This is a genomic window from Carboxylicivirga longa (assembly GCF_050589825.1).
In the GTDB taxonomy this organism is placed as follows: domain Bacteria; phylum Bacteroidota; class Bacteroidia; order Bacteroidales; family Marinilabiliaceae; genus Carboxylicivirga; species Carboxylicivirga longa.
This window is the reverse complement of the sequence record NZ_JBNGOZ010000005.1, coordinates 56638-80787: the sequence shown is the minus strand read 5'-3', so window position 1 is coordinate 80787 and position 24150 is coordinate 56638. Positions and strand designations below refer to the sequence as shown.

Here is a 24150-nt window from a genome sequence, read left to right as displayed (position 1 = left end):
TATGGAAGCACAAAGTATCGTTTTCATCATCATTGGCATTATTGTTTTTATCATCCTCTTGTCGTGTATAAAAATAGTGCCACAGCGCTCGGCCTATATCGTTGAGCGACTGGGAAAATACAACGGCACCCTCACGGCCGGTTTTCATTTTTTAATGCCCATCGTCGACAAGGTATCCTACAAACACACCCTAAAGGAAGCTGCTATTGATGTGGCCTCACAATCATGCATCACCAAAGACAACATCGCAGTTGAAGTAGACGGTGTACTCTACCTGCAAATCATCGATCCCAAAAAGGCATCGTATGGCATCGATAACTACGGCTTTGCGGCCATACAAATAGCCCAGACCACTATGCGTAGTGTTATTGGCCGCCTCGACCTGGATAAGACATTTGAAGAACGCGAAACTATTAACACCAGCATTGTTGAAGCGGTTGACAAAGCAAGTGATCCATGGGGCGTTAAAATAACCCGCTACGAGGTAAAGAACATCACGCCTCCGCAAAGCATTAAGGATGCCATGGAAAAGCAAATGCGTGCCGAGCGCGAGAAAAGAGCGATGATTGCCGAGTCGGAAGGTCAAAAACAAGCCAAAATAAATGTAGCTGAGGGTGATAAACAAGAACTTATTGCACGCTCGGAAGGTGAAAAGCAAAAACGCATAAACGAAGCAGAAGGTAAGGCGGCCGAGATTGAATTTGTTGCCAAAGCAACTGCCAAAGGTATTCGGGAGATAGCCTCTTCCATTAACGAAAAGGGTGGTATTGATGCCGTCAACCTGCGCGTAGCCGAGCAATACCTGAGTGAGTTTGGTAAACTGGCTCAAACTAACAACACCATGATTATTCCCTCAAATATGTCGGATATATCCAGCATCATTGCTACGGCAACATCCGTTTTAGATCAGACTAAAAAATAAATTTAACACTTTAGGTGATACCATGCGAGCTCTTCCGGGCTCGCTTTTTTGTTTCCACCAGAATAATAAAAGTTTTTGAAAGCTCAATTTCTTTCTTATCATTGCGCTAAAATTTCCACTGGATATGAAAAAGGGTGTCAGCTTCCTTATAATGCTAAGCATACTTGGCGTATTGCTTCGGTTTTTATTTATTAAAGCCGACCAATACACATCGACCGATACCTATTGTAACAGTTGCCATGCGCACGAGCATGCTCACCAGAGCTGGCGCGGATCCATGCACAACGACACCCTTCAATGCGCCCATGCCTCATGCGTAGACTGCCATCTTCCACCCAAGGGACAGAGGCATTATGCCGAAAAGGTAAAAGCAGGACTGCGCGACCTATACGCCTATCATTTTAAAGACACCAGCGAATACAGCTGGAAGCAACGCCGGGCAGATGATACCCATCCCTATACTTTTAAAACTTCGTGCATCGCCTGTCATCCCGAATTATTCCCGGCTGGGCTGAGTAAAAGTGGAGAACAGGCTCACTGGCATTACATGCAGCATCAAGATGAAATGCACTGCATACGCTGCCATACAAATACCGGACACGGCAAGCCGCAAAAGCCGGGAAGCAACCTGACCTTTATCACAAATCCGGAAAAAAAAGATACACTCTACCAGCAGGCAGCCACCATTACCGGCTTTACTGCCTTTACAGAAACCCTACCGGGCAGTGGCATTGCTTTTGACATGATTGCAGTGGACAGTCTGCAGGATGAAAGCCCTAATACCATTAAGCCCTTTTATATGGGTGCCAATGAAGTCAGCTGGGATGAATATCTCCTATTTTTATCCGAAACAGAGGCGGAAGGGCGAAGCGAAAATACAAAACTGGACGGTATTTCGGGCGCCACACCTCCCTGGGGTAATCCCGATCAAGGATGGGGACTTGGCCAGCGCCCTGCCATTACCATGACACACCATGCTGCTACAGTCTATTGCCAATGGCTATCAGCAAAAACAGGTAAAAAATACCGCTTACCCACCGAAGCCGAATGGGAATACGCTGCCACCAAAGCATTTGCCCAACTTAAACCAGACACGCAATATGTGAATACCAACGGTACATCAACCCTACCCCCACAGGCGGTGGAAGCCGATGGCATTGGTGCCCGCCACCTGTTTGGCAACGTCAAGGAATTCTGTAGCGATGTTTACAGTAAGGGCAGCAACGAATTTGTTATCAAAGGCGGATCGTTCAAGTCAGATCCAAATACCTTATCGCCCTCCATGCGAGAGCCAACCCAACATGATAACTGGCTAAAGACCGATCCGCAGATACCCAAAAGCATCTGGTGGTATTCCGACTGTAACGATGTGGGATTTAGGGTAGTATTAAGTTATCCGACAAACGTAAAATAATCATTATGAACAAGCATAATCGTCGCGATTTTATCAATAAAGGTCTGCTGGCCACCGGATTTAGCCTGGCTGCCGGCGCCCTCAGCTGTCGTCAATCTAACCGGGCAACGCCCCTGCCCTCATCGGCACCCGATGGCCCTGTACTGAAGGCCGGACTTATTGGCTGTGGTGCGAGGGGAACAGGCGCTGCCATAAATTTTCTGGATGCCGGACCTTCACTGGAACTGGTGGCTCTGGGCGATGTGTTTGAGGATAAACTACAGAACTGCCGCACCAACCTGAAAAAAGAAAGGGGTATTGAGATCGATTCAGAGAAATGCTTTGTGGGCTTTGATGCTTATGAAAAAGTGATTGATGCAGGCGTTGATATTGTGCTAATGGCGACACCTCCCTTTTTCAGGCCACAGCACTTTGAAGCAGCGGTGAAAGCCGGTAAGCATATTTTTATGGAAAAACCCATAGCTGTTGATCCTGCCGGTGTGCGTAGCATCCTCATTAACGGCATACGCTCGCAGGAGATGGGACTATCGGTAGTTACCGGCACCATCAAGCGGCACCAGGAAGATTATCTGGCCACCTATCAAAAAATACAGCAAGGAGCCATTGGCGAAATTACCGCAGGCAACTGCTATTATAACCAAGGCAAGCTATGGCATGTAAATCCCCATGCTGAATGGAGCGAAATGGAAGCCATGCTGCGCAATTGGGTCAATTGGTGTTGGCTATCGGGCGATCACATTGTAGAGCAGCATATTCACAATCTGGATCTGATGAACTGGTACATTGGCGCAACACCCGAAAAAGCAACGGGTTTTGGCAGCCGGCAACGACGAACAACGGGCGATCAATACGATAATTTCAGCGTAGATTATGTGTATCCCAACCGGGTGCATGTACACAGTATGTGCCGTCAGATTAACGGGTGCGACACCAATGTGAGCGACCATTTGCGGGGCACCAATGGCTACACCAATTGCGAAAACACCATCTTCAATCCGCAGGGTGAGGTGAGATGGAAATATCCACTGACGGAAGCACAGGAAAAAGATCGTTGGCACTTCTTCTGGCGCGCCTTTACTCAGGAACACATCGATCTGGTAAGTGCTATACGCAACAAAAAACCCATCAACGAAACCAAGCATATTGCCGAAGCCACCTTAACTGCAATCATGGGACGTGTATCGGCCTACAGTGGTAAAACAGTCAGTTGGGACGAAATGCTCAACAGTGACCTGAAGCTAGGGCCAAAGCACTTTGTGATGGGTGACATAGACATAGACAAGTCGGTACCCACACCGGGTAAGTAATAAACCAAAGAGCCGTTTCGCCTCACTTTGGCACGAAGCCTTGTTAACATTAGACTTTTTTAACGTTTCTCACTTTATGCCCCATAAACCATACGAGCCATTGCTTGTTTACTTTTAGATAGTTGAATAAGGTCAGACGACGCAGTCATTCCTTTTCATTTCCTGTTAAATTAGTTATTTTTGCGCCGTTTTAACAGACCATAATTGAGTCAATACACAAAAGTTTAAAATATTATCAGATGAGCAAGAAAACGATTTTGATTATCCTCGATGGATGGGGATACGGAGATCACTCTAAGGCAGACGGTATCTTCACCGGTGAAACACCCTATTTTGATAGCCTCGTAAAAAATTACCCTAACTCAAAGCTGCAAGCTTCGGGTGAGAACGTAGGATTGCCCGACGGTCAAATGGGAAATAGTGAGGTGGGACACCTGAATATTGGTGCCGGACGTGTTGTTTATCAGGATTTGGTTAAGATTAACCGTGCCTGTGCAGATGGCAGCATCGCTCAAAACCCCGAAGTGGTTAAGGCCTATTCTTATGCCAAAGAAAACGGTAAAAACATTCACTTCCTGGGCTTGCTCTCTAAAGGTGGCGTTCACTCCAGCCAGGAGCACCTGTATAAATTGCTGGACATCGCTAAAGAATATGGCATTGAAGAGCGTGCCTTTGTGCATGCTTTTATGGACGGACGCGACACCGACCCCAAGAGCGGGAAAGGCTTTATGGGAGAGTTACTTGAACACATGAAGCAGTCAGGTGGTCAGGTGGCATCAGTAATTGGTCGCTACTACGCCATGGATCGCGATAAGCGCTGGGAGCGTGTAAAAGAAGCCTATGACCTAATGGTAAAAGGCACCGGCACCGCTACTACCGACGTACTTTCTGCCATTGAGGCATCTTACAACGAAGGGGTAACTGACGAATTCATCAAGGCCATCAGCCATGTTGATGCCAATGGCAAGCAGGTAGGCACCATTCAGGAGGGCGATGTGGTGGTATTCTTTAACTTCCGCAACGACCGTGCCCGCGAAATCACGCAGGTGCTAACACAGCAGGATATGCCCGAAGAAGGTATGCACACCATTCCTTTGCATTACTGCACCATGACACCTTACGATGCCACTTTCAAAGGCATGCACATATTATTTGACAAGGATAATGTATCCAATACTATTGGTGAGGTGGTGGCCAACAACGGCCTTAAGCAGCTGCGCATTGCCGAAACTGAAAAATATGCACACGTTACCTTCTTCTTCTCCGGGGGTCGCGAAGCCGTTTACGAAGGCGAAGACCGCATTCTGGTGAACTCACCCAAGGTAGCTACCTATGACTTACAACCCGAGATGAGCGCCTATGAGGTGAAAGATAAGATCGTGGCTGAACTGAATCAGAACAAATATGATTTTATCGCACTTAACTATGCCAATGGCGATATGGTGGGACACACCGGCGAGTACGATGCCATTATGAAAGCGGTAAAGGCGGTTGATGAGTGCCTGGAGGCAACTGTTGAAGCGGCCAAGGCCAACGGTTACGAAGCCATTATTATTGCCGACCACGGAAATGCAGATAATGCCATTAATGCAGATGGATCGCCCAACACGGCACACTCTCTTAACCCGGTTCCGTTTATTTGGGTAACAGAGCGTGAAGGAACCGTAAAAGATGGTATCCTGGCCGATGTAGCCCCTTCATTGTTGCGTTTAATGGATGTTGAAAAACCCGCTGATATGACGGGTGAAGCATTGATCGAACTGAAATAAGCAGACAAGCATATTAATTTGAAACAAGGCAACTCTGACAAGGGTTGCCTTTGTTTTTTCGTGGCATGGCAAACAATCATCAGCAAGCGATGTTTCATACAAAACCAATACAATGAAGACGCAAAAACGCAGAACATTAAAAGCCACTAAAGTAATCAGCAACACCGTGCTAAACGATGGCGTACACTGCATTAAACTGGAACGTAACTTTAATTTTCAGGCCGGACAAGTAATCGCGCTGGCCTTGCATACCGATGATGAGCCTCGCCTCTACTCCATAGCCTCCGGACAAAATGATCCTTATTTGAGCATATTATTTGATGTGAAACCCATGGGAGAACTAACACCTCCCCTGTCGCAGATAGAAGCTGGCCAAACGGTTTACAGATCGGATCCTTTCGGCAAGTTTTTGTGCCAGGAAAAACCCGCTACCTGGATTGCCACAGGCACCGGCATCGCTCCGTTTATTGCCCTGGCCAAATCAGGCATGGCCAATGATATAACCTTGCTGCACGGCGCACGCACCCTTGATAAATTTTACTTTCAAGACTATTTTGAGCAAGAGCTGGGCGAGAACTACCTGCGTTTCTGCACCACAGAAAGCAGTGAGAAAGTAAACAGCGGTCGCCTCACCAATTATCTGCAGACGGCTGAAAACCTACCGACCAATAATAAATACTATCTTTGCGGTGGTTCAGAGATGGTGATTGATGTGCGGGAGATATTAATTGCCCGGGGCGTACCATTTGATAACATTGTAGCTGAAATATATTTTTAGAGATGAGCAAAGCGGCATTATACGGGAAAACACTCAGTGAGTTAAAAACGGTTGTGAGTGAATTGGGGCTACCGGCCTTCACAGCCAAGCAGATAGCCAACTGGCTGTATCAAAAACATGTGAGCACCATTGATGAGATGAGCAACCTATCGAAAAAAGCCCGCATACTGCTCAATGAAAAATATGAAATGGGCTTAACGCCGCCCCAATCTTATCAGGAATCGGTGGATGGCACCAAAAAATACCTGTTTCAGACCAACGACAAACAATTTATCGAGGCAGCCTATCTGCCCGAAGAGAAGCGCAATACACTGTGCTTATCATCGCAGGTGGGTTGCAAAATGGGCTGTCTCTTCTGCATGACTGCACGACAAGGCTTTCAGAAAAACCTGAGCACCGGCGAAATTCTAAATCAAATTGCCAGTCTGCCTGAACGTGATACCTTGACCAACCTGGTGTACATGGGCATGGGCGAACCCATGGATAACATCGATAATGTGATGAAAAGTCTGGAAATCATCACCTCCGACTGGGGTTATGGCTGGAGTCCGCGACGTATCAATGTATCCACCATTGGCGTAGTACCTGCCATGCGCCGCTTCATCGAAGAGTCAGAAGCCCACCTTGCCATCAGCCTGCACTCGCCCTTTAATGAAGAGCGAAAACAGTTAATGCCCATCGAAAATGTGTACACGGCCGAAAAAGTAGTAGCCGCACTGAAAGATTATGATTTTGGCCGCCAGCGTCGCATATCCTTCGAATACATCATGTTTAAAGGCGTGAACGATAGCCCACAGCACGTTAAAGGGATGTTACAATTGCTCAATGGCATAAAATGCCGTGTTAACCTGATTCATTTTCATCCCATACCCAACTCACCTCTGCAGGGCAGCGACTACAAGACCATGGAAATGTTCCGCGACAAGCTATCGCAGAAAGGGATTACCACCACCATCCGCAAATCGCGTGGTGAAGACATTTACGCGGCCTGCGGTCTGCTGTCTACAAAAAAACTAATAGCCGAAGAAGGACAAAAGGATCATTAGTAGAGCCTTCATGATATTTTACGGAACGGTTCTCTATTATAAGGCACTTATCTATGAACCGCTCCGTAAAGAGCTTATTAATAGGAAGCTTTCAAAACATACTACTATACGTCGAATGTATTCTTGAGCCTTATCGAATGACAAAATGATCAGTTGTCTACGCTGTCATCCGATAAGCATTGGAGTAAGGCCCAATAGAAAAGCCACCTTCACTACAACACTGATTATCACCAATCAACATCCTCATTTAGTTGACTTTAATTACAGCACTCAGTAACTTTATTGGAAATATTATTCCTAATTAAATCTGAGAAAGATGTTAAAATTATTTTTAAATGGCACAGTAGGCAACGATGCCAAAATAAAAGATGTGGGAAACCGAAAAGCCATCAATTTTGATGTGGCCGTTTCCATGGATTACAAAAACTCCAAGGGCGAAAAGGTAGAGCGCACTGAGTGGATCAGAGCCACGATGTGGCGTAACGAAAACCAGAGCACAAAAATCGCTGAGTTCCTGAAAAAAGGCAAAAAAGTACTGATTGAGGGAATACCCGGCAGCGAGGGTTATCAGTCGAAAGATGGCAGCATTAAAGCATCTACCCACGTTACCGTAAAAGATCTGGAGCTACTCAATTGACTTTACATTAAACACCCGTTACAAACAACGCGAAACACAGGCGACTTTGGGAAAATAGACCCAAATAGCTTTGGTACCCTCTACGAAACTCAGCTGCATTACTGTTATCAACTACCCAAAGTATAGCTTGTGTCTTTAGTGTAGTAGCCTTCATCGTGCGATAAGCTCAAAATTTCTTCTTATTTTTGAGTAGCAAATACTAATTACAATGAAGGCACTACTTGTTTTTACAACCTTAATCATTTTCACAGCAACAGCTTGTGGCCCCAACAAAGAAGAATTGGCTCGGGAAAAACTTGAAAGAGCCGAGCAACTGTTTGCCGGTAAAAAATTTAATGATGCGAAGCTGGAAATCGACTCCATAGAAGAGCTCTATCCTGGTCAAATTGAGTTTATCACAAGGGGGCAGGATCTGCTGCGACAGATTCGCATAGAAGAACAAAAGCAAAGCATGGCCTTCCTCGATAGCATGCTTCACCTAAAAGAAGCCGAGTTAAATCCGCTAATGAAAAATTTTATTATCTCGGATGATTACGGCAAGAAAAAGATCCTGATTCATAAGCGTCAGAAACCCGAGAACTCCTATGCACGCACCTACTTGCGGGCTCACCTTGATTTGGAGGGTAACTTTTATATATCAAGTCGTTATACCGGCACCGAGCGCATTTATCACGATCAAATAAAAGTATATTTTAGCGGTAACAATGTCTTAAGTGAAGTAGTACCTGAGGATGGTTTTAACAACCGCCATTTCGAAGACGGCGAAAACCATTGGGAGGTAATTAATTTTAAAGATGGCAAAGACAATGGGGTCATCGATTTTATTGCCAGCAATGCCGACCAGTCACTGAAAGTGCAGTTTCGCGGTAAAAAATACTACTACATCGTCATGGAGAAATTCGACAAAGAAGCCATCCGCGACGGCTATGAAATTTCTTTTGTACTGAAAGAAATTCAACACATTAAAGATGAGATAGAAAAAGTAAAGGCTGCCGCCTCGACCGATGGCATTTTGCACGAGCGAAAACGGGGAGGCGCATTGAATACTAAGTAATATAACTCATTTAAAGCATACTGAAGCATAACGGTTACCCAGTAAAAAACGGATATTTATTATTGCGCTCAATCAAACACGAAACTTTACCAACTGAGAAAGCATGGGAATTCAAGGTTTGATTAAGAGTTTAGGTAAACTAAATGCTCAAAATAAGCGAGAGTTTCAATTTTAAACATTGAAGGACAAATTAACTGCTTCATCTTCTTTTTTGAAAAAATTGTGAAATCATTGTGCCTTGCTAAATAAAAATTGTGAGCTGACTCTAAAGGACTTCGAAGCATCTATTTTGCCGTATCTGTTCACCAACCCAAGTTAAAAAGGACGAGCCCATAAAAACGTGCTCCTTTATCGCCTTTGTTTTATTACTTTTGTACTGATGAACGAGTCTTTTTTAGTTTATAACGAACCCGTATTCCGCCCCCCTTCGGAGGCGAATTCAGTTATTTTGCAGATCACGCATGGCTGCAAATGGAATCAGTGTAACTTTTGCGAAATGTACACCAGCAAGTCGTATTCTGTTAAATCATTGAGTACCATCAAGAAGGAGATCATTCTTTTATCCGGTATGTATCCTGCCACCAAGCGGGTTTTTATTGGCGATGGCGATCTCTTTACAGTTGATTACCACACCATGCTAAAGGCTATTAAGCTCATCAAGGAAGGTTTTCCGGCCCTACAACGCATCTCTACTTACGCTTCCTCGCGTGAATTAATGCGTTTCTCGCCCGAACAACTTAATGAAATTAAAGCCACCGGACTAGATCTACTATACATCGGCTTGGAGTCAGGCGATGATGCAGTGCTAAAACTCATGAACAAAGGTGTATCAGCAGAGATACAAGCCAAGGCGTGCATCAAAGCCAAAGCGGCAGGCTTTAGGCTATCGGTAATGATTTTGAATGGGCTGGGTGGCAAGCAACACACATTGAATCATGCCCTTTCGTCGGCCGCCTTATTAAACAAGATACAGCCCGACATACTGGCCTTGCTGGTGATCTCTTTCCCGTATGGATATGAGCACTTTAGAGCACGGGTAAATGCCAATTTTGAACCTTTATCGCAGCTAGAAATGCTCAAGGAGATGCGGCTGCTTCTGAGTAAGCTCGAACTGGAGCAAACCGTATTCAGGAGTGACCATGCCTCTAACTATTTGGTTTTTAAAGGCGGACTAAACCGTGATAAGGATCGCTTTATCAAGCAACTGGATCATATCATAGAGCACACCATTCACGTGCCCAGTCCCCATCTGAACGAAAGTAAGCGCCTTTAATAGGAGCTTACTTCTTTGGCATACGAAGCACTACTGGAACCGACAGAAAAGCAAGTGCACCGGCAATTTTATAAGTCAGCTCAAGACTAAGATAATCGCCCATTAAGCCAACCAGCATAACCATTACCGCCCCAATCAAAAAGGTTGTAGACATATACACGGCATTAACAAAGTTATTGTGCTGCGTTTTATATTCATTAACAATGGCCAGAAACACCGGGCCGGTAGAAAATACAAATAGCCCGGTGATTATCAGCATGACTATTTGCAGCCATCCTCCACTGTATAAAAAGGCGTAAAAAAATACGGGTGCCCCCACACATGCTATCAGTAAAGTGCTACGACGACCTATTTTATCAGATATGGTACCGGCAAAAAAAGTACCTACCACCCCTGCTGCTTGCAATATGGACAAAGCAATACCGGCAAACCATAAGGATTCGCCCCTACTCTTCAAAAATATGGGCAGATAGAAAGTAAGCGCCGACTTCATGGCTGCCCGGAAAGCTATAATCAGCGCAATACTGGCCACCAGTGGAAATACATTACGAAAAGTTTTTAAGTACTCCAGTCGCCCGGCACTATGTACATCCTCAGCAATAGCAATATCTTTCAACCTGAAGTAAAGCAAAGTAGAAGCCAATATGCCGGTGGGGATAAAATAGGTGACACCCTGCAAGCCCCATAGCTCAACGGCACCCAGCACTGCTACGGGACCTGCCGAACGTGCCAGCTCTCCACCCACCATATAAAAGCTCATACCCATACCCACACGCTTGCCGGATACCTTGCGCATCATCACTGGTGAGGGCACATGAAAAAAAGAGCTACTAACACCACTCAACAGCACTAAAAACACCAGGGTAATTTTGTTGGGTGCCACTGGCACTAAACTCATGGCTATGGCTGTGAGAGCCGGTGTGAAGATAACAAAATAGCGGGCCCGGGTGCGTTCGGCAAGCATACCCACTAGTGGATTAAACAGTGTAGGCAAACGTTGCACAACGGATAACAAACCCGCGAAAGTAAGACTGATGCCCATCGTGTCGCGCAGTAACGGTAAGAGTGGTGCTAAAAAAGCGGTGTAAACATCGTGAAAAAAATGAGCCAAGGTAAGCAGGCTCACCTTTCCCATCTGAAACTTCTCATTGCTTCGTGTCATTTCCGGTATATTAATCCATAATTGGGAATAAAAAAATCCTGAACCGGACGGCTCAGGATTTGTATGTTATTAGAAGGGCAAGTCTTCTTCGGGGCTTGCCGGCGGTATATCGGCTTCACTGAATGAAGGCGCAGGAGCATCGGGTGGCAAAGCTGCCTCCTCCTTCTCGATACGCCATGCTTCCAGGTTAGAGAAATAATTCACACGACCATTCTTTTCCCACTTACGACCACGAATATTGAAGTTTACTTTAATTTGGTCGCCCAACTGAATGGGATCCAATAAGCTGCATCGATCCTGAGTCAGCTGAAACTTAACAAAGTCATTCCAATCTGAATTGCGCTCATTCACAACTTCTATCACAAACTCACGTTTTTTAAAGCTGGCACTTATTTCCTGTATGTCATCCTTAACGATGACGCTTCCTGATATTTCAAAATTCATACTACGGGCTACTATTCGTTTACTACAATTTTAATTATCTCATCTCCCTGACGAATATCGTCTATCACATCCAAACCATCAACCACTTTACCAAAGCAAGTGTGCTGACGATCGAGATGTTGGGTATTTTCACGTCCGTGACATATAAAAAACTGCGATCCACCAGTGTTACGTCCTGCATGTGCCATGGACAAAACACCGCGATCGTGATATTGATTATCACCATCCAGCTCACAATCAATGCTATATCCGGGACCTCCTGTTCCGGCTCTTGGACTACTCTTATCGCGTGAATGAGGACAACCTCCCTGAATCACAAAATCAGGTATCACCCGGTGAAAAGATAAGCCATCGTAAAATCCTTCCTTGGCAAGCTTAATAAAATTATCTACTGTTTTGGGTGCATCATTCTCATAGAATTCCACCTTCATGATGCCCTTTTCCGTATGAATTTCTGCTGTTTTCATATCTACTATTTATTTACTGCTTTAATTGTTTTTTGCATCAATACATACGCCAATATGCATTTACAACAAGCAAAAGTACGATAAATTGTTGAAGCATCACAACCCAAATAAAGTCCATTCGACATCCGGTGTCCATAAATTCCTGTTTACAAATGCATCCCTGTTCACTTTCGAACACCCTACTGTTACGCATGCGGTCAATAATAAAAGATTAATTCATCTCTTATTACACCCTAGTTGCTATCTATTAGGCACTTACAAATTTCGGCACATCAATTGAAGTACTTGAAGCGTTGTTAATTACTAAAAAACATTGTCATGAAAACTTTAAGTAGAGTAAACCGCGCAGTAGTTGTTTCAAGTGTATTCTTTCTTGTTCTTACCATGAGCTTTAACCTGAATGCCAATCCAATAGCTGTTGATATACCCGATTACGAAATGGAATTAAGTATTGAGGCATGGATGACCGATATGCAGAGCTTTGCCGCTGAAGAACCCCAACTGGAAACAGAAGCCTGGATGACAGACTTAGAAAACTACATTACATTGGAAGAAAATGAAGAAATTGCCTTGGAAGAGTGGATGATGGACTTGTCGTCGTACAACACTGAAGATTACGATACAGCAGTTGAGGATTGGATGACAAGCATGGACAGCTATCAGTTTGAAGAAAAGGAATTATTGGCCTCTAATGACAAAAACGCACCAAGAGCCAGCAATGTGGTTGAAGAGTATCCGCTTGACATTGAACCATGGATGACCAGTCTGGATGAATTTTTTAGCACCTCGCCCGAATACCTGATGGCCGCAACTGATGAGACACTTGAGCTGGAAGGATGGATGACCAGCCTCTATAAATACAGCATGGAGCTTAGTATTGTAGAAGGTATTAAAACCATTGAATTAGAAATTGATAATAACATATTGATGGCGCTAAGATAGTACACGCTCAAACAATAAATTCATGACAACTCAATAACTCAATGCCGGCAACCCCGGCATTTTTTTTTATCTAAAAATAACGTATGGAATGCAGGGCTTTGTTCTCCTCCTTTTTTGCCACTTTTTTACGCCTGAATTGTCGGTCACGGTTACGCTTAATTAATTTATGGCTGTCGAAAACAAGCGCCACCTCATGAGTGCCACTCCCAAACCGAGGACTATTGCCAATGGCAAAATCATAAGAATAACACACGCTTAAAGCCTCACCCAGTTGAATATTTGCCAGGGCTGCCATGGTATCGTTAGTGCGATAAGATGTGCCCAGCCAAAATATATTTTTATACATAAACTGAATATTCATATCCCCCAGGGGGCTTGCCTGGCTGCGATAACGAACAACAAAAGAAGGCTTTAGATAAGCACTCTTATTGATACTAAAAGCATAACCCGATGTGAGATATGCCGTGTGTACTGACTCCAGCACCAGGGCATCATTTTCTTTCAATTTCAGTCTGCTATTCATGACCTTAGGCATTGAAAGACCTAAATAAAAGTGTGGGGAAAACAAAAACACTCCCACACCAAAATTAGGCTTCACGCCATTACCAAACTTGTGCATAAAGCTTGGGTCATTCTCCTCTATTAACTCAAGCGATGAAAGACCAAGATGGTAATAGTTACATTGCGCACTCAGGCCCAAAGAGAGGAACAGCTGATGATTAATACGCAGCATATAGCTGTACATGGCACTGAACTCACTGTGGTTGATGGGACCACTCTGATAGTGGAGCAAACTTGCACCTAGCGAGGCCATACGATCGTTCAGGGGCGTATGCATGCTGATGGAATACGTTGCAGGGGCTCCCTCCATGCCTACCCACTGCTGACGGGCGAGCAGATGCACACTAAAGGCATTGCGCACCCCGGCATAGGCCGGATTAATCATTAATTGTGAATTCATATATTGCGTGGTGATCCCATCCCCTTGCGCAAATATATTCAGAGACATGAGCAGCACACAGAACAAACAAAATTGCCTGCTATGCATCAAAACTTTATATATGCAATTACCTGGCCACATATACAAAGCCTGTTATTGTTTCTGAAACACCCTCGATATTAATGCAGTAGTAATAAGTACCCGCTGGTACGTGTTGCCCTTTATTTCGGCCCTGGTTCGCCACGCCATTCCAATCATTCTGATAATCATCTTGCTGATAAACAAGGCTACCCCATGCATCGGCTATGCTGATACTAATCCCCCGGTAGGTAGTGAAATCGGGCACGAAAAAGGTATCATTAATACCATCGCCATTGGGTGAAAATCCTTCGGGAAGGTAAAAAGCCACATCGCCACTATGGCGCACATCAATCATAATACGTGCCCGGCTACAATCATTATCGGCATCACAAAGAATATAGTCAAGGGAGTCGGTACCCACAAATCGGCGCTCGAAGGATAACTCCATAGTGTTATCCTCATTCAGAATATAATTGCCTTGCCATAGCTTGCCTTCGATACTTATAGAAATGGGCTCATCCCCTTCTATCAGGTCGTTAGCTATAAAATCAACAAGCAGAACACTACCATGCAGGTATGTAAAAGTATCATTATGCGCTTCAGGAATAAAGTCCACATCTTCAATTTCCACAAAAACAATGGCCTCATCGCAGCTGCCATCCGTGTTGCACACCTCGTAGATAAACTCATCCTTACCGGCAAAAGAACGATCGGGAATAAAGGTGATGGTGTTATCATCCTCTATAATGGCCGCTCCGTTCACAGCTGGCTCGCTTATGCGAAAGCCGGCAATGCCCTTCGTCAAGCCAAAATCATTATTTAAAACGGGGATGTTAACAGCCCTGTTTTCAAAGCCCTTAATCATATCATCATAGGCATACACCTTATCCTGTCCTTGGGCAGTGAAGGAAAAGAAAAGAATACATACGACTATGGCCTGGCCAATTTGCATAAGGTTTAAGTGTGCGTAGGACTATCAAAAATAGCATTAATAAGTCACTAAACAATAAAAAACACCCTCCCCGTTCCTATCGTCGCTTCGACGGCCTGCTCCTTTCGAGTCGGCTTGCTTCAGAACAAGGAATTGCTCCCTTAGATTTATCACGACAGAGACGGTATTTCAAGATCAACTGATAGGCACTTCCATAATCGCGCTGTGCACCTGTTAAACCCGCCTGAAACTCAAGTCCAACAATAATGTTATTAAACTGAACGCCAGCGGTAGTTCCCAATCCAAGACTTTTACCAAACTGATCGTCCATGGTACGGCGGTAAGCAATCAATCCCCAAAATGAAAAATCGGGATCAGGCGTTGGAAAAGTGGCCTTGGCCGTTAAATCGAGCTTACTGTTCACCTGCATATTGCGGCGGTACATGACCAATGGCTCCAGAAAAATATCTCGATCGGCAATTTTATAGGTTGTCCCCGCATGCAAATGAATATCGGAAGTAAGTTCGGGTTCATATTCATTTTGGTACATCTTGTTGTTTTGTGGCAGGATATTGGTCACTGCAAAACCAAGATGATAATCGTTGTATTTAAACAGCATACCGGCATTGCCATTAAAGCCCCATCCGCTTTCGTTGGCGCCACTCAGCGCCGGATCATCAAAGGCGCCCTCCGTAAGATCACCCTGATCAACAGCACTCTGCTCCACATTCAGCGACATACCGAAGGTCATGGATGCCGTGCGCTTACGGTCTTTTATCAACATCACCTCGTAGGACAGGGAGGCCTGCAAACCCAACTCGCTATAAAAACCATTGCGATCGTTATAAAAATAACTACCGATACCCAGCTTTTGAGTTAAAGGCCCCTGAAAACTGAGAACCTGTGTGGTAGGTGCCTGCTCCATGCCAAACCACTGCTTTTGGTAATAACCACTAAACTCATAGCATCCCTTGTAGAAACCTGCAGCTGCCGGATTCATTAAATACAAATCGTAAACATACTGATTAGTAATATAGTACTTTTGAGCCCCCACTGAAGTAAAAGCTACTACACAACTTATGAGCAACAATAATCGCTTCATCATACCGCTATCGCTTAAGAGTTATATGACCTTTCAACATTTTTTTTAACGGCACTACTTCTATTACATACCAATAAGCATCGGAAGGAGCCGGCCGTCCCAGGTACTCACCGTTCCAGCCCTCCTCCGAGGCTTTGTACTCAACTAACAGTTTACCAAAGCGATCATAAATTTTTATCACAGAATCAGGAAATTTATCCAGCCCATCAATCTCCCAGCGATCATTAAAGCCATCGTTGTTAGGCGTAACAAAGTTAGGAACGGTAATATCAACTAGATCATTTAACATTACAGTGTCTACTGCCATACAAGTATTAGCATCCTGCACCTGCAATATATAACTTCCATTATCAAGATCTTTAAATACATTACTCTCCTGCCAGTTATCCTCATTAATGGCGTAACGATAGGGCTCAGTACCTCCTTGGGCAAGCACTCCCACCTGTCCGTATATGGTAGTATCCAGCTGCGCGATAATGGGGGATTCGTTAAACAATATCGCTGTTGTATCCTGCAACCAAAAGCAGCCATCGAGCACACGCACCCAATATTCTCCGGGCTCCTTCACATGATAGGTCGGAAATGGACTACCATCAAACCAACGATATGCCAGATAGTCATAGCCTGCATCAAGCATAATAGAGTCTCCCTCGCACAATGCGGTATCGGGGCACAGTTCATAGTCGGGCGCCGGCAGGGTATATACCATTCGGGTATCAAAGCCCCAGCAGCCATGTTCATCACGCACCTTTACCACATTAACCGTATCGGCAATGTTTGCCATTGAAACGGGGCCCGTATCGCCATTGTGCCATTCGTAATAATCGAAATTACCGTTGGCAGTTAAGAGAAGCGTATCAACGGGGCAGATGGCGGTGTCCGGCCCAATATACACATCGGGCACCGGATACCAATTTACGCGGGCGTTTGTTTCACCAACGCAGCCTCTGTCAGACTTGGCGGTGAGAGTATAAAGACCGCGGGTAACGGTGATGGAAGGTGTTGTGGCACCATTGGACCAGTAAAAATTACTAAGTCCGGCAGGCACTGTCAGTGTGCCCAACTCACCACTACACGTTGAAACATCATTAACATGCAAAACAGGCAATGGATTCACTACAACCTGAACGGCATCCTGGGCCTTACAGCCGTGCTCATTAGTCACTTCCACCGAGTAATTATTGCTAACTGTCACTGCCAGGTAAGGCTTATTAAGGTTGTCATTACCATTCCAACGATAGCCGGCATAAGCATCATCAATTTCTAATACGATGGTATCGCCGGCACACATCTCACGGTCGACACCTAACTCAATGGCCGGCACCGGCAGAGCCCTCACCACTGCCGTATCAGAATTCATGCAGCCATTAGCATCCTCTACAACAAGGCGATAAGAACCTGATTCTGTTGTTAACAAAGCGGTGTTGCTTGCCACAAGCTGATCACTTTCAGCTGTAATTTTATACCAATCATAGCTGCGTGCTGTGGCAACGGGGTTGGACAGAACAAGTGCCACGTTTTCGCAGGTTGATGATTGCTCCGGTAGTTCTATTGAAGTAGTCGCGTAAGTTCCCACATCCACGGAAGCAATTGCTGAACAGCCATACTCGTCGAAAGCTTCTACCCTGTAGGTACCGGCTTGCTCTATTTCCAGCTCCGCAGTCTTCCAATCGGTGTAGCGGCGTAAGCCACCATCAAACACCAAATAATCGAAGGCACCGCTACCAGGCGTAAAACTATCGACACTTACAATTGCAGTCGTCTCGGAACACTTATTATCCGGGGCTACCAACGAGACGCTAGGATTAGCATGCTCCAGTACTTTAATTTCATTCACTTTTTGACAACCGCCTATCACCGCTTCCACTTCGTATTTCCCATCCTGAGAAACTAATATTTTTGATGCATCATTAAAGGTGCTTAACGCTGTTCTATCACCCGTAATTAAATCTTCGCGCCACCATCTGTAATTCTCATATCCACTTGATACAGAAACCGTGATCTCCTTTCCTTCACAAAGTGCCTGATCGATCCAAACCGTAGGATCGGGCGCGTCAACAAATGAAACACGTACATCAGACGCCAATGCACAACCATCTCTATCAATAGCCGTTACATAATAGCGGCCGCTATTTTCAGGGGTGGCATTTTCAATTTTATACATCGAATCGGTTGCTCCCGGAATCTCGCTGATATCTCCAACACCCTCCTTCTGAAAACTCCACTTATAATCGCTATAATCACTTCCTTGATTGATCGTTAATGTAATGCCGGCACACTCTTCACGGTCTTCGCCTAAATCAAAGGGTTTGGGAGGTAAAAAATCAAAGTGAAAATCATCACTTGCAGCACATCCATTGGCATCAGTTATTTCGAGGCTGTAATCACCGGCTACGTTTACATCCAGGTTACTGCCGGTACTACCATCGGACCACTTGTAGGAATAGCCAGCCCCCTTAAGTGGTGATTCAATAGTGGTAGTGCCTGCCAAACATCCCAATTGATCGGCCATGGTAAAGGATGGTAAAGGATGTACCGTGATGTCAAATGTTTCGCTTACAGAACAACCCTCGGCACCCCAGACAGTAAGTTGATAGCTTCCTGATACTTTGGGCTCAATGAAATTCTGTGTTTGATCAATATTTAACACCGTGCCGTTTAACGACCACTCAAAACGTTCAATATTAGTGGTATCGGCCACGACACGCTCACCCATGCAAACAGCATTTGAATACAGTGAAATATTAGGTAAGGAATGGGTAGCAACCTGCTTACGGTCGGTATTGGCACAGTTTAGCTCGTCGGTCACGGTTAGCCACACCTCTTTTGTTTCATTTTCGGCCACGCTAACAGCATTGGTATTATCCGATGAGCCATCGGACCATTCGTAACTACCCAATCCATCGGGAACTGTTATATTAACAGTTTCTCCAGGGCATACGATGGTATCAGGTCCCAAATCAAATTCCGGCATCTTAAATTCCACGGCAATACTGTCAGTCTGTTTACATCCGCCAAAATTTACCTCGGCAGTTACCCAATAGCGCCCCGATTGTGTTACACTTAACGTAGCTTCGTCGGACAACACCGTGTTGGGACTATAATCAGAGAACCAGTTATAGCTTTTCATGGGTGTAGTTGTACTCAGCACAATTGCATCGCCCTGACAGCCCTGATTAAGTCCTTCGACCCTTAGCTGACCAAAGGAAGAAAAATAACCATAGCTCACACTGCCCTGATTTTCGTCCAGCACACTCATGTGAAACAGCCCCCCGGTATTTTCAATGGTGTGAGGCGATCCGGTGGTTATATCAAGCTTTATAATAGCACTATACCAGGTTTCATTGGCACCATCTGCCCCCGTACCCTCTACCTTTTCCCACGCAAGGCTGTTTAAGTCATTGAGGACGGTACCACTCTGATTACGTAACACAAAATTATTCAAGTCCTTTTGTTGCGCTAGCAACTGCACCCAAAAGTCGAGGGTAAAGGTACGCACGAAACTAACTGTACGAGAGCCCGTACAGCTGGCACTGGGCAGTACAGCACTTCCCATCTCATTTCCACTCTTGTTCCACAAACTGGCCAGCTGATAGGCGTATACCGGCTTATCTGCCTCCACATACAATGCATTTCCTTCAATATCCAAATCCAGTTGCTCGCCCATATTTAAGTGCTTCACCATGCGTTGGGACTGATAGATAACACTAACATAAGTATCGTCCTGAGTGGCCAATACATACAATTTATTGATGGTACGGTCATCAGGATTCGTATTAACAGCAATGTATTCAGTACCGATGACAGCCGTTGGAATTAACTGATCCCCAATCAAATCGTAGGGACCAAAACCGTTACCTTGCCATACACTGTCATCACTTATGGTAACAGCAATGCTTTTATCGGAAGAAATATGAGTGCCTGCCAATGAAGAGGAAGCGTCACTATCATTGATATTTTCAATACAATAAGTCTGAGCTCTATTTAAGACGATAGTATAAGGCTTATTGGCAGGATGGCCAACTACAGCAACTGTTGGTATAATGGTAATGGTTGTGTTATCCATTGTGGCCACAATATCTACCTTTTCATCACCAATTGGATTCAACGGCTTATTTCGAAAGGTATTTTGAGAAGGTATAAAGAACTCGTTACCTATACCATTGTGTCCTTTCAGGGTAAACTTATCGGGATTAACTCCGTTGGCCACCTCATAATAGGCCGTTATATCGGCATCGGAGGTAATAAGAATACCCTTGTTATTGACCTGATCAGAAGGATGATTCTCTACCATATCCTTATCCAGGTCAATGCGCTGTTGTGTTTTGGCAGCAACACGCACCTGACTGATAATGCGACCTCCGTCGGCCGGCATACTAACAGTTATGTTAGCATCCTGCTCAATGGCCGTGATACGAAATACGATAGGATCATCGCCATGCCCCGAGCTCACATCGGGTGCCGCAAACCAAAACTCTCTGCCCACCTGCGCCTGGGCACAAGCAAACAGCATTATCAAATAACAAGTAACAAAAAGCTTCTTTCGCATAGAACTTATATTAGGTCACTATCATTATCTGCATCTTATTATAAGAGTGCACAATAATTCTTCAATGGCATCTATATAAATATCCCAACTCAATCAACATTAGCTACTTGTAATTAACAGCCCGCCCCAATGAGCCGCAGAGGAGAAATACTACATCCTCATCATTCTTACTTCCAGCTATACTATAATACTGACTATGTTACTAGAATGTTGCAAAAAAGACGTACTTAATTAAGGATTTTTCAATTATGCACTACAGGTCATTGCTAATCACTGAATTAGCATAGCGTAAACATATTCCGAAATATTAATGCTAACATTAAACAACCTAGCGCTCAACTTATGCCGAATAACAATCAAATACCTAACATTTTCATGTATTAAGGCATAAAAAAAAGGCTTCCGATCGAAAGCCTTTTACTTACTACGTGTTTCTACAATTTGGGTTAGGTAGTAACGGATATCTTTAATTAATGAAATATTCTTTTCTTTTAACTTTGTAAGTCCAAAGATAACAAAGGCCTGCTAAACAACTTCTGCCAGTGACACTTATTACTTACACATTTGGCAAACGCCGGTTTTTTGATGATTAACGACAATATTTAATAGATAACAATATTGATGCGACTAACATTTTAGCTTTCAGCCGCCATCAATATACCGTGCAATGACCAAAAAAGGCTCACCACAACGTGATGAGCCCCATGTCATACTAAATACCAAATCTCTTACTTACCAAAAGCCCAACGAATGTTAAGCCCAAACGAATCAACACCCAAATGTGTATCATCAATCACCCAGAAGGTGGGGCGCCAATCAATACCCAATACAAGGGGAACCTCCTTAAATCCATATTCTAAACCCACTTCACCGGAAACACCCAACCAAAAGTCATCACCAACAAGCAACGAGGGTCCTACTCCAACATACCAGTTGAACGCTTCTTCTCCTAATGGGCGGTAGATAAAATCCCACAGACCATCAATACCCATATAACCATCCCAAAAGGCCAAATCGGCATGAACACGACTAAATTGACCCATGGAGAAAACACCATCGATTGCAACACCGCCTAAACCATTGGAACCACCAAAACGTAAACCTACCTCTTGCGCATTACTATGCGACACAATACCCACCAATAATGCAATAAGTAAAACTACCTTTTTCATACATCAATATTTATTATTATAAATTAAAAACCTACAAAGATAAGCAAATCAAAAAGTATTAACCAATTTCAATAGATCCATACAATACTAATGAAAACAAAACTATTGTTTGACAACAAAAAGAAATGTAGGATTGTTTAGGTGCATTATCAATTTGCTTATAACACAAAGCCATTAAAGCACAAATAATTAACCACACCTTTTTGAGATTAAAAAGATTTAAAATACAGAAAGAAGACTCCTATTTCGTTTCTTCCAATTAATATTTACATTTGCATGGTATTTAATACATTAAATCATAATAATATGGCAAATGTTAGAGAATTAAAAAAAGACATCAACTTTTTAGCCTCCGAATTAGTTACGGAGGCCTATGTAAAACAATTGGTTAAGGAAGATGTCGATAATGATAAGATTGCCGAAGTGATGGTAAAAGCCATTGAATTCAGAAACAACCTGGTGGCCAAAGCCAATCACCCCGATGGCAAGGACAATCCCAAGTTGGTAAAAGCGTTCTATCGCAAACTGAGAAAGGACATGATGGAATCATTTCTGAGCATCTCAGAAGAGACCAACGCATTGTAAAAAGCACAAGAGATTAAATTTAAGCTTCCATCGATTACGGTGGAAGTTTTTTTATCCCTACTAATAGGGATGTGCACATCCCCCAGTAGAGCGTTTAATAAGTTTTTGAGAACAGTTATCCAGCGTAAATTGCTTATAAAGAACTGTTGCGAATATGCTTAATTAATATAGAACTTTCAGAACTAACTGCTAGTAACCAAGCCTCTAGGATAAATTAACCGCAGATTAAAAGTACAGGCTGACACTGTGTCAAACCATAATTTCCCAATATCTGGGGATATTACAGCATCACTCCATCACGTATTTTTGTACCGAAATATAAAATTCACTATCCATATTCTTTTTAGATAAAAGAGAAGGGTATTTAATAACGCGAAGGAAAGATGAAGAAGATTTTACTTTTAATGATCATTGCAAGCGCCACGCTGATTGGCACAAAAGCACAGGAAAACGAAATTGGTGAACCGCATTTGAACGCTGCTCAGCGCATGCTGAAAACATCGCAGGGGCTGACCATTGGCGGATATGGTGAGGTACATTATAATCAGCAGTTAAATGCTGACACCCACAACAATGGTAAATTAGATGTACACAGAATAGTAATGCTTTTGGGTTACAACTTCAACGAAAAAACCCAATTTATTTCGGAACTGGAATTTGAGCATGTAAAAGAAGTATATGTAGAACAAGCTTTTATACAGCACAAACTAAGCAATGCTTTTCAACTTAGAGGCGGTTTGATGCTCATCCCTATGGGCATTGTAAACGAATATCATGAGCCCAACACTTTTAATGGCGTAGAGCGCCCCTTAATTGATAAATACATTGCACCAACGACCTGGCGTGAAATCGGGGCCGGCTTCACCGGCAATATTTTACCAGTATCAATGCGCTATCAAGCCTATGTGGTAGGCGGATTTAACGGCTATGACAGCAGTGGTAAGTTCAGTGGCAAAAATGGCCTTCGCAAAGGCCGTCAGAAAGGAGCTGAAGCCTACATTAGCTCACCCAACTTCGCCGGTAGAATTGAATACTTTGGCATTCGTGGTCTCAACATTGGATTATCGGGCTATTTTGGCAATACACAAAGTACCCTTTACGATGGGATAGACAAAAACGATAAAGATGCCCTTGCCAAAGCAGACTCATCGGTGGTTGGTATGGCAATGATTGGCCTGGATGCACGCTACACTTATGGTGGGCTACAGTTACGAGGCCAATACTACCACACATCACTTTCAAACACGAAACAATACAATGAATTTACAGGTAATGACTTAGGGAGCGCCATGTATGGCTACTACCTGGAAGCTGCCTACAATGTGTTTAAACATCTTGACGGCGTAAAGACTGGGCTGATTCCTTTTGTACGCTACGAAGCTTATGATACCCATAGTAAAACAGCGGGTGATTTGCTACAAAATAATGCCTATGATATTAAGGCAATTACTACAGGATTAACTTTGAAACTAACACAAAATGCAGTGTTAAAAGCAGACATGCAATTTGTTAAGTCAGCTGCAGATAATGAATATGCAAAGACGTTTAATGCCGGATTTGGTGTAATGTTTTAAA

20 protein-coding genes are annotated in these 24150 nt (G+C 43.9%); 12 read left to right on the top strand and 8 right to left on the bottom strand.

What is annotated here, in order from left to right; translation table 11 throughout:
• The first annotated feature begins 1 nt into the window (after window position 1).
• From ACRD7A_RS05855 to ACRD7A_RS05815, 9 genes are all read left to right on the top strand, one after another.
• Window positions 2–922, top strand: coding sequence for an SPFH domain-containing protein (locus tag ACRD7A_RS05855; RefSeq protein ID WP_430810202.1), 921 nt, complete (start codon window positions 2–4; stop codon window positions 920–922).
• A gap of 124 nt (window positions 923–1046) precedes the next feature.
• Window positions 1047–2336, top strand: coding sequence for an SUMF1/EgtB/PvdO family nonheme iron enzyme (locus tag ACRD7A_RS05850; protein WP_430810201.1), 1290 nt, complete (start codon window positions 1047–1049; stop codon window positions 2334–2336).
• A 5-nt stretch (window positions 2337–2341) separates the two neighbouring features.
• On the top strand, window positions 2342–3643 hold the full coding sequence (locus ACRD7A_RS05845; protein ID WP_430810200.1) for a Gfo/Idh/MocA family protein: 1302 nt from the start codon (window positions 2342–2344) through the stop codon (window positions 3641–3643).
• A gap of 239 nt (window positions 3644–3882) precedes the next feature.
• Window positions 3883–5412 (top strand): 2,3-bisphosphoglycerate-independent phosphoglycerate mutase, encoded by a 1530-nt coding sequence (gene gpmI / locus ACRD7A_RS05840; RefSeq protein WP_430810199.1) that lies wholly within the window; start codon window positions 3883–3885, stop codon window positions 5410–5412.
• A 112-nt stretch (window positions 5413–5524) separates the two neighbouring features.
• The gene (locus ACRD7A_RS05835; RefSeq protein ID WP_430810198.1) at window positions 5525–6190 is read left to right on the top strand and encodes a ferredoxin--NADP reductase; all 666 of its coding nucleotides are present in this window, start codon (window positions 5525–5527) and stop codon (window positions 6188–6190) included.
• Window positions 6191–6192: 2 nt separating this feature from the next.
• Window positions 6193–7236, top strand: coding sequence for a dual-specificity RNA methyltransferase RlmN (rlmN, locus tag ACRD7A_RS05830; RefSeq protein ID WP_430810197.1), 1044 nt, complete (start codon window positions 6193–6195; stop codon window positions 7234–7236).
• Window positions 7237–7552: 316 nt separating this feature from the next.
• A complete protein-coding gene (locus ACRD7A_RS05825) occupies window positions 7553–7873 on the top strand; it encodes a single-stranded DNA-binding protein (protein ID WP_430810196.1) in 321 nt (106 codons plus the stop codon).
• A 208-nt stretch (window positions 7874–8081) separates the two neighbouring features.
• Window positions 8082–8927, top strand: coding sequence for an outer membrane protein assembly factor BamD (locus ACRD7A_RS05820; RefSeq protein ID WP_430810195.1), 846 nt, complete (start codon window positions 8082–8084; stop codon window positions 8925–8927).
• A gap of 379 nt (window positions 8928–9306) precedes the next feature.
• The gene (locus ACRD7A_RS05815) at window positions 9307–10200 is read left to right on the top strand and encodes a radical SAM protein (protein WP_430810194.1); all 894 of its coding nucleotides are present in this window, start codon (window positions 9307–9309) and stop codon (window positions 10198–10200) included.
• A 7-nt stretch (window positions 10201–10207) separates the two neighbouring features.
• Here ACRD7A_RS05815 and ACRD7A_RS05810 read toward each other — a convergent pair whose 3' ends face one another.
• The 3 genes from ACRD7A_RS05810 to ACRD7A_RS05800 form a co-directional block, all read right to left on the bottom strand.
• A complete protein-coding gene (locus tag ACRD7A_RS05810) occupies window positions 10208–11362 on the bottom strand; it encodes an MFS transporter (protein ID WP_430810193.1) in 1155 nt (384 codons plus the stop codon).
• Between the two features lie 69 nt (window positions 11363–11431).
• Window positions 11432–11806, bottom strand: a complete 375-nt coding sequence (locus ACRD7A_RS05805; RefSeq protein WP_430810192.1) for a DUF3127 domain-containing protein — start codon at window positions 11804–11806, stop codon at window positions 11432–11434.
• A gap of 11 nt (window positions 11807–11817) precedes the next feature.
• Window positions 11818–12273 carry a peptidylprolyl isomerase gene (locus ACRD7A_RS05800; protein ID WP_430810191.1) on the bottom strand — a complete coding sequence of 152 codons (456 nt, stop codon included), beginning with the start codon at window positions 12271–12273 and terminating at the stop codon, window positions 11818–11820.
• A gap of 318 nt (window positions 12274–12591) precedes the next feature.
• On the opposite strand from ACRD7A_RS05800, the gene ACRD7A_RS05795 reads away from it, so the two are divergent.
• Entirely contained in the window at window positions 12592–13215 is a 624-nt protein-coding gene (locus ACRD7A_RS05795; RefSeq protein WP_430810190.1) for a hypothetical protein, read from the top strand.
• A 70-nt stretch (window positions 13216–13285) separates the two neighbouring features.
• Here the strand turns inward: ACRD7A_RS05795 and ACRD7A_RS05790 are convergent, their stop codons facing one another.
• The 5 genes from ACRD7A_RS05790 to ACRD7A_RS05770 form a co-directional block, all read right to left on the bottom strand.
• Window positions 13286–14263 (bottom strand): PorP/SprF family type IX secretion system membrane protein, encoded by a 978-nt coding sequence (locus tag ACRD7A_RS05790; RefSeq protein WP_430810189.1) that lies wholly within the window; start codon window positions 14261–14263, stop codon window positions 13286–13288.
• A 19-nt stretch (window positions 14264–14282) separates the two neighbouring features.
• Window positions 14283–15188, bottom strand: a complete 906-nt coding sequence (locus ACRD7A_RS05785; protein ID WP_430810188.1) for a T9SS type B sorting domain-containing protein — start codon at window positions 15186–15188, stop codon at window positions 14283–14285.
• 76 nt (window positions 15189–15264) lie between these two features.
• Complete coding sequence (locus ACRD7A_RS05780) at window positions 15265–16272, bottom strand: PorP/SprF family type IX secretion system membrane protein (protein ID WP_430810187.1); 1008 nt, start codon at window positions 16270–16272, stop codon at window positions 15265–15267.
• Window positions 16273–16276: 4 nt separating this feature from the next.
• Window positions 16277–20818, bottom strand: a complete 4542-nt coding sequence (locus tag ACRD7A_RS05775) for a T9SS type B sorting domain-containing protein (RefSeq protein WP_430810186.1) — start codon at window positions 20816–20818, stop codon at window positions 16277–16279.
• Window positions 20819–21546: 728 nt separating this feature from the next.
• The gene (locus ACRD7A_RS05770; protein ID WP_430810185.1) at window positions 21547–21990 is read right to left on the bottom strand and encodes a hypothetical protein; all 444 of its coding nucleotides are present in this window, start codon (window positions 21988–21990) and stop codon (window positions 21547–21549) included.
• Between the two features lie 306 nt (window positions 21991–22296).
• Between ACRD7A_RS05770 and ACRD7A_RS05765 the strand changes: the two genes are divergently transcribed.
• Complete coding sequence (locus tag ACRD7A_RS05765; protein ID WP_430810184.1) at window positions 22297–22575, top strand: hypothetical protein; 279 nt, start codon at window positions 22297–22299, stop codon at window positions 22573–22575.
• Between the two features lie 383 nt (window positions 22576–22958).
• Window positions 22959–24149, top strand: coding sequence for a porin family protein (locus ACRD7A_RS05760; protein ID WP_430810183.1), 1191 nt, complete (start codon window positions 22959–22961; stop codon window positions 24147–24149).
• Window position 24150 lies beyond the last annotated feature (1 nt).

Bases quoted from the DNA above. Each gene is read 5' to 3' on its own strand.
- ACRD7A_RS05855 (WP_430810202.1), top strand. From the start codon at position 2: ATGGAAGCACAAAGTATCGTTTTCATCATCATTGGCATTATTGTTTTT.
- ACRD7A_RS05850 (WP_430810201.1), top strand. From the start codon at position 1,047: ATGAAAAAGGGTGTCAGCTTCCTTATAATGCTAAGCATACTTGGCGTA.
- ACRD7A_RS05845 (WP_430810200.1), top strand. From the start codon at position 2,342: ATGAACAAGCATAATCGTCGCGATTTTATCAATAAAGGTCTGCTGGCC.
- gpmI (WP_430810199.1), top strand. From the start codon at position 3,883: ATGAGCAAGAAAACGATTTTGATTATCCTCGATGGATGGGGATACGGA.
- ACRD7A_RS05835 (WP_430810198.1), top strand. From the start codon at position 5,525: ATGAAGACGCAAAAACGCAGAACATTAAAAGCCACTAAAGTAATCAGC.
- rlmN (WP_430810197.1), top strand. From the start codon at position 6,193: ATGAGCAAAGCGGCATTATACGGGAAAACACTCAGTGAGTTAAAAACG.
- ACRD7A_RS05825 (WP_430810196.1), top strand. From the start codon at position 7,553: ATGTTAAAATTATTTTTAAATGGCACAGTAGGCAACGATGCCAAAATA.
- ACRD7A_RS05820 (WP_430810195.1), top strand. From the start codon at position 8,082: ATGAAGGCACTACTTGTTTTTACAACCTTAATCATTTTCACAGCAACA.
- ACRD7A_RS05815 (WP_430810194.1), top strand. From the start codon at position 9,307: ATGAACGAGTCTTTTTTAGTTTATAACGAACCCGTATTCCGCCCCCCT.
- ACRD7A_RS05810 (WP_430810193.1), bottom strand. From the start codon at position 11,362: ATGACACGAAGCAATGAGAAGTTTCAGATGGGAAAGGTGAGCCTGCTT.
- ACRD7A_RS05805 (WP_430810192.1), bottom strand. From the start codon at position 11,806: ATGAATTTTGAAATATCAGGAAGCGTCATCGTTAAGGATGACATACAG.
- ACRD7A_RS05800 (WP_430810191.1), bottom strand. From the start codon at position 12,273: ATGAAAACAGCAGAAATTCATACGGAAAAGGGCATCATGAAGGTGGAA.
- ACRD7A_RS05795 (WP_430810190.1), top strand. From the start codon at position 12,592: ATGAAAACTTTAAGTAGAGTAAACCGCGCAGTAGTTGTTTCAAGTGTA.
- ACRD7A_RS05790 (WP_430810189.1), bottom strand. From the start codon at position 14,263: ATGCATAGCAGGCAATTTTGTTTGTTCTGTGTGCTGCTCATGTCTCTG.
- ACRD7A_RS05785 (WP_430810188.1), bottom strand. From the start codon at position 15,188: ATGCAAATTGGCCAGGCCATAGTCGTATGTATTCTTTTCTTTTCCTTC.
- ACRD7A_RS05780 (WP_430810187.1), bottom strand. From the start codon at position 16,272: ATGATGAAGCGATTATTGTTGCTCATAAGTTGTGTAGTAGCTTTTACT.
- ACRD7A_RS05775 (WP_430810186.1), bottom strand. From the start codon at position 20,818: ATGCGAAAGAAGCTTTTTGTTACTTGTTATTTGATAATGCTGTTTGCT.
- ACRD7A_RS05770 (WP_430810185.1), bottom strand. From the start codon at position 21,990: ATGAAAAAGGTAGTTTTACTTATTGCATTATTGGTGGGTATTGTGTCG.
- ACRD7A_RS05765 (WP_430810184.1), top strand. From the start codon at position 22,297: ATGGCAAATGTTAGAGAATTAAAAAAAGACATCAACTTTTTAGCCTCC.
- ACRD7A_RS05760 (WP_430810183.1), top strand. From the start codon at position 22,959: ATGAAGAAGATTTTACTTTTAATGATCATTGCAAGCGCCACGCTGATT.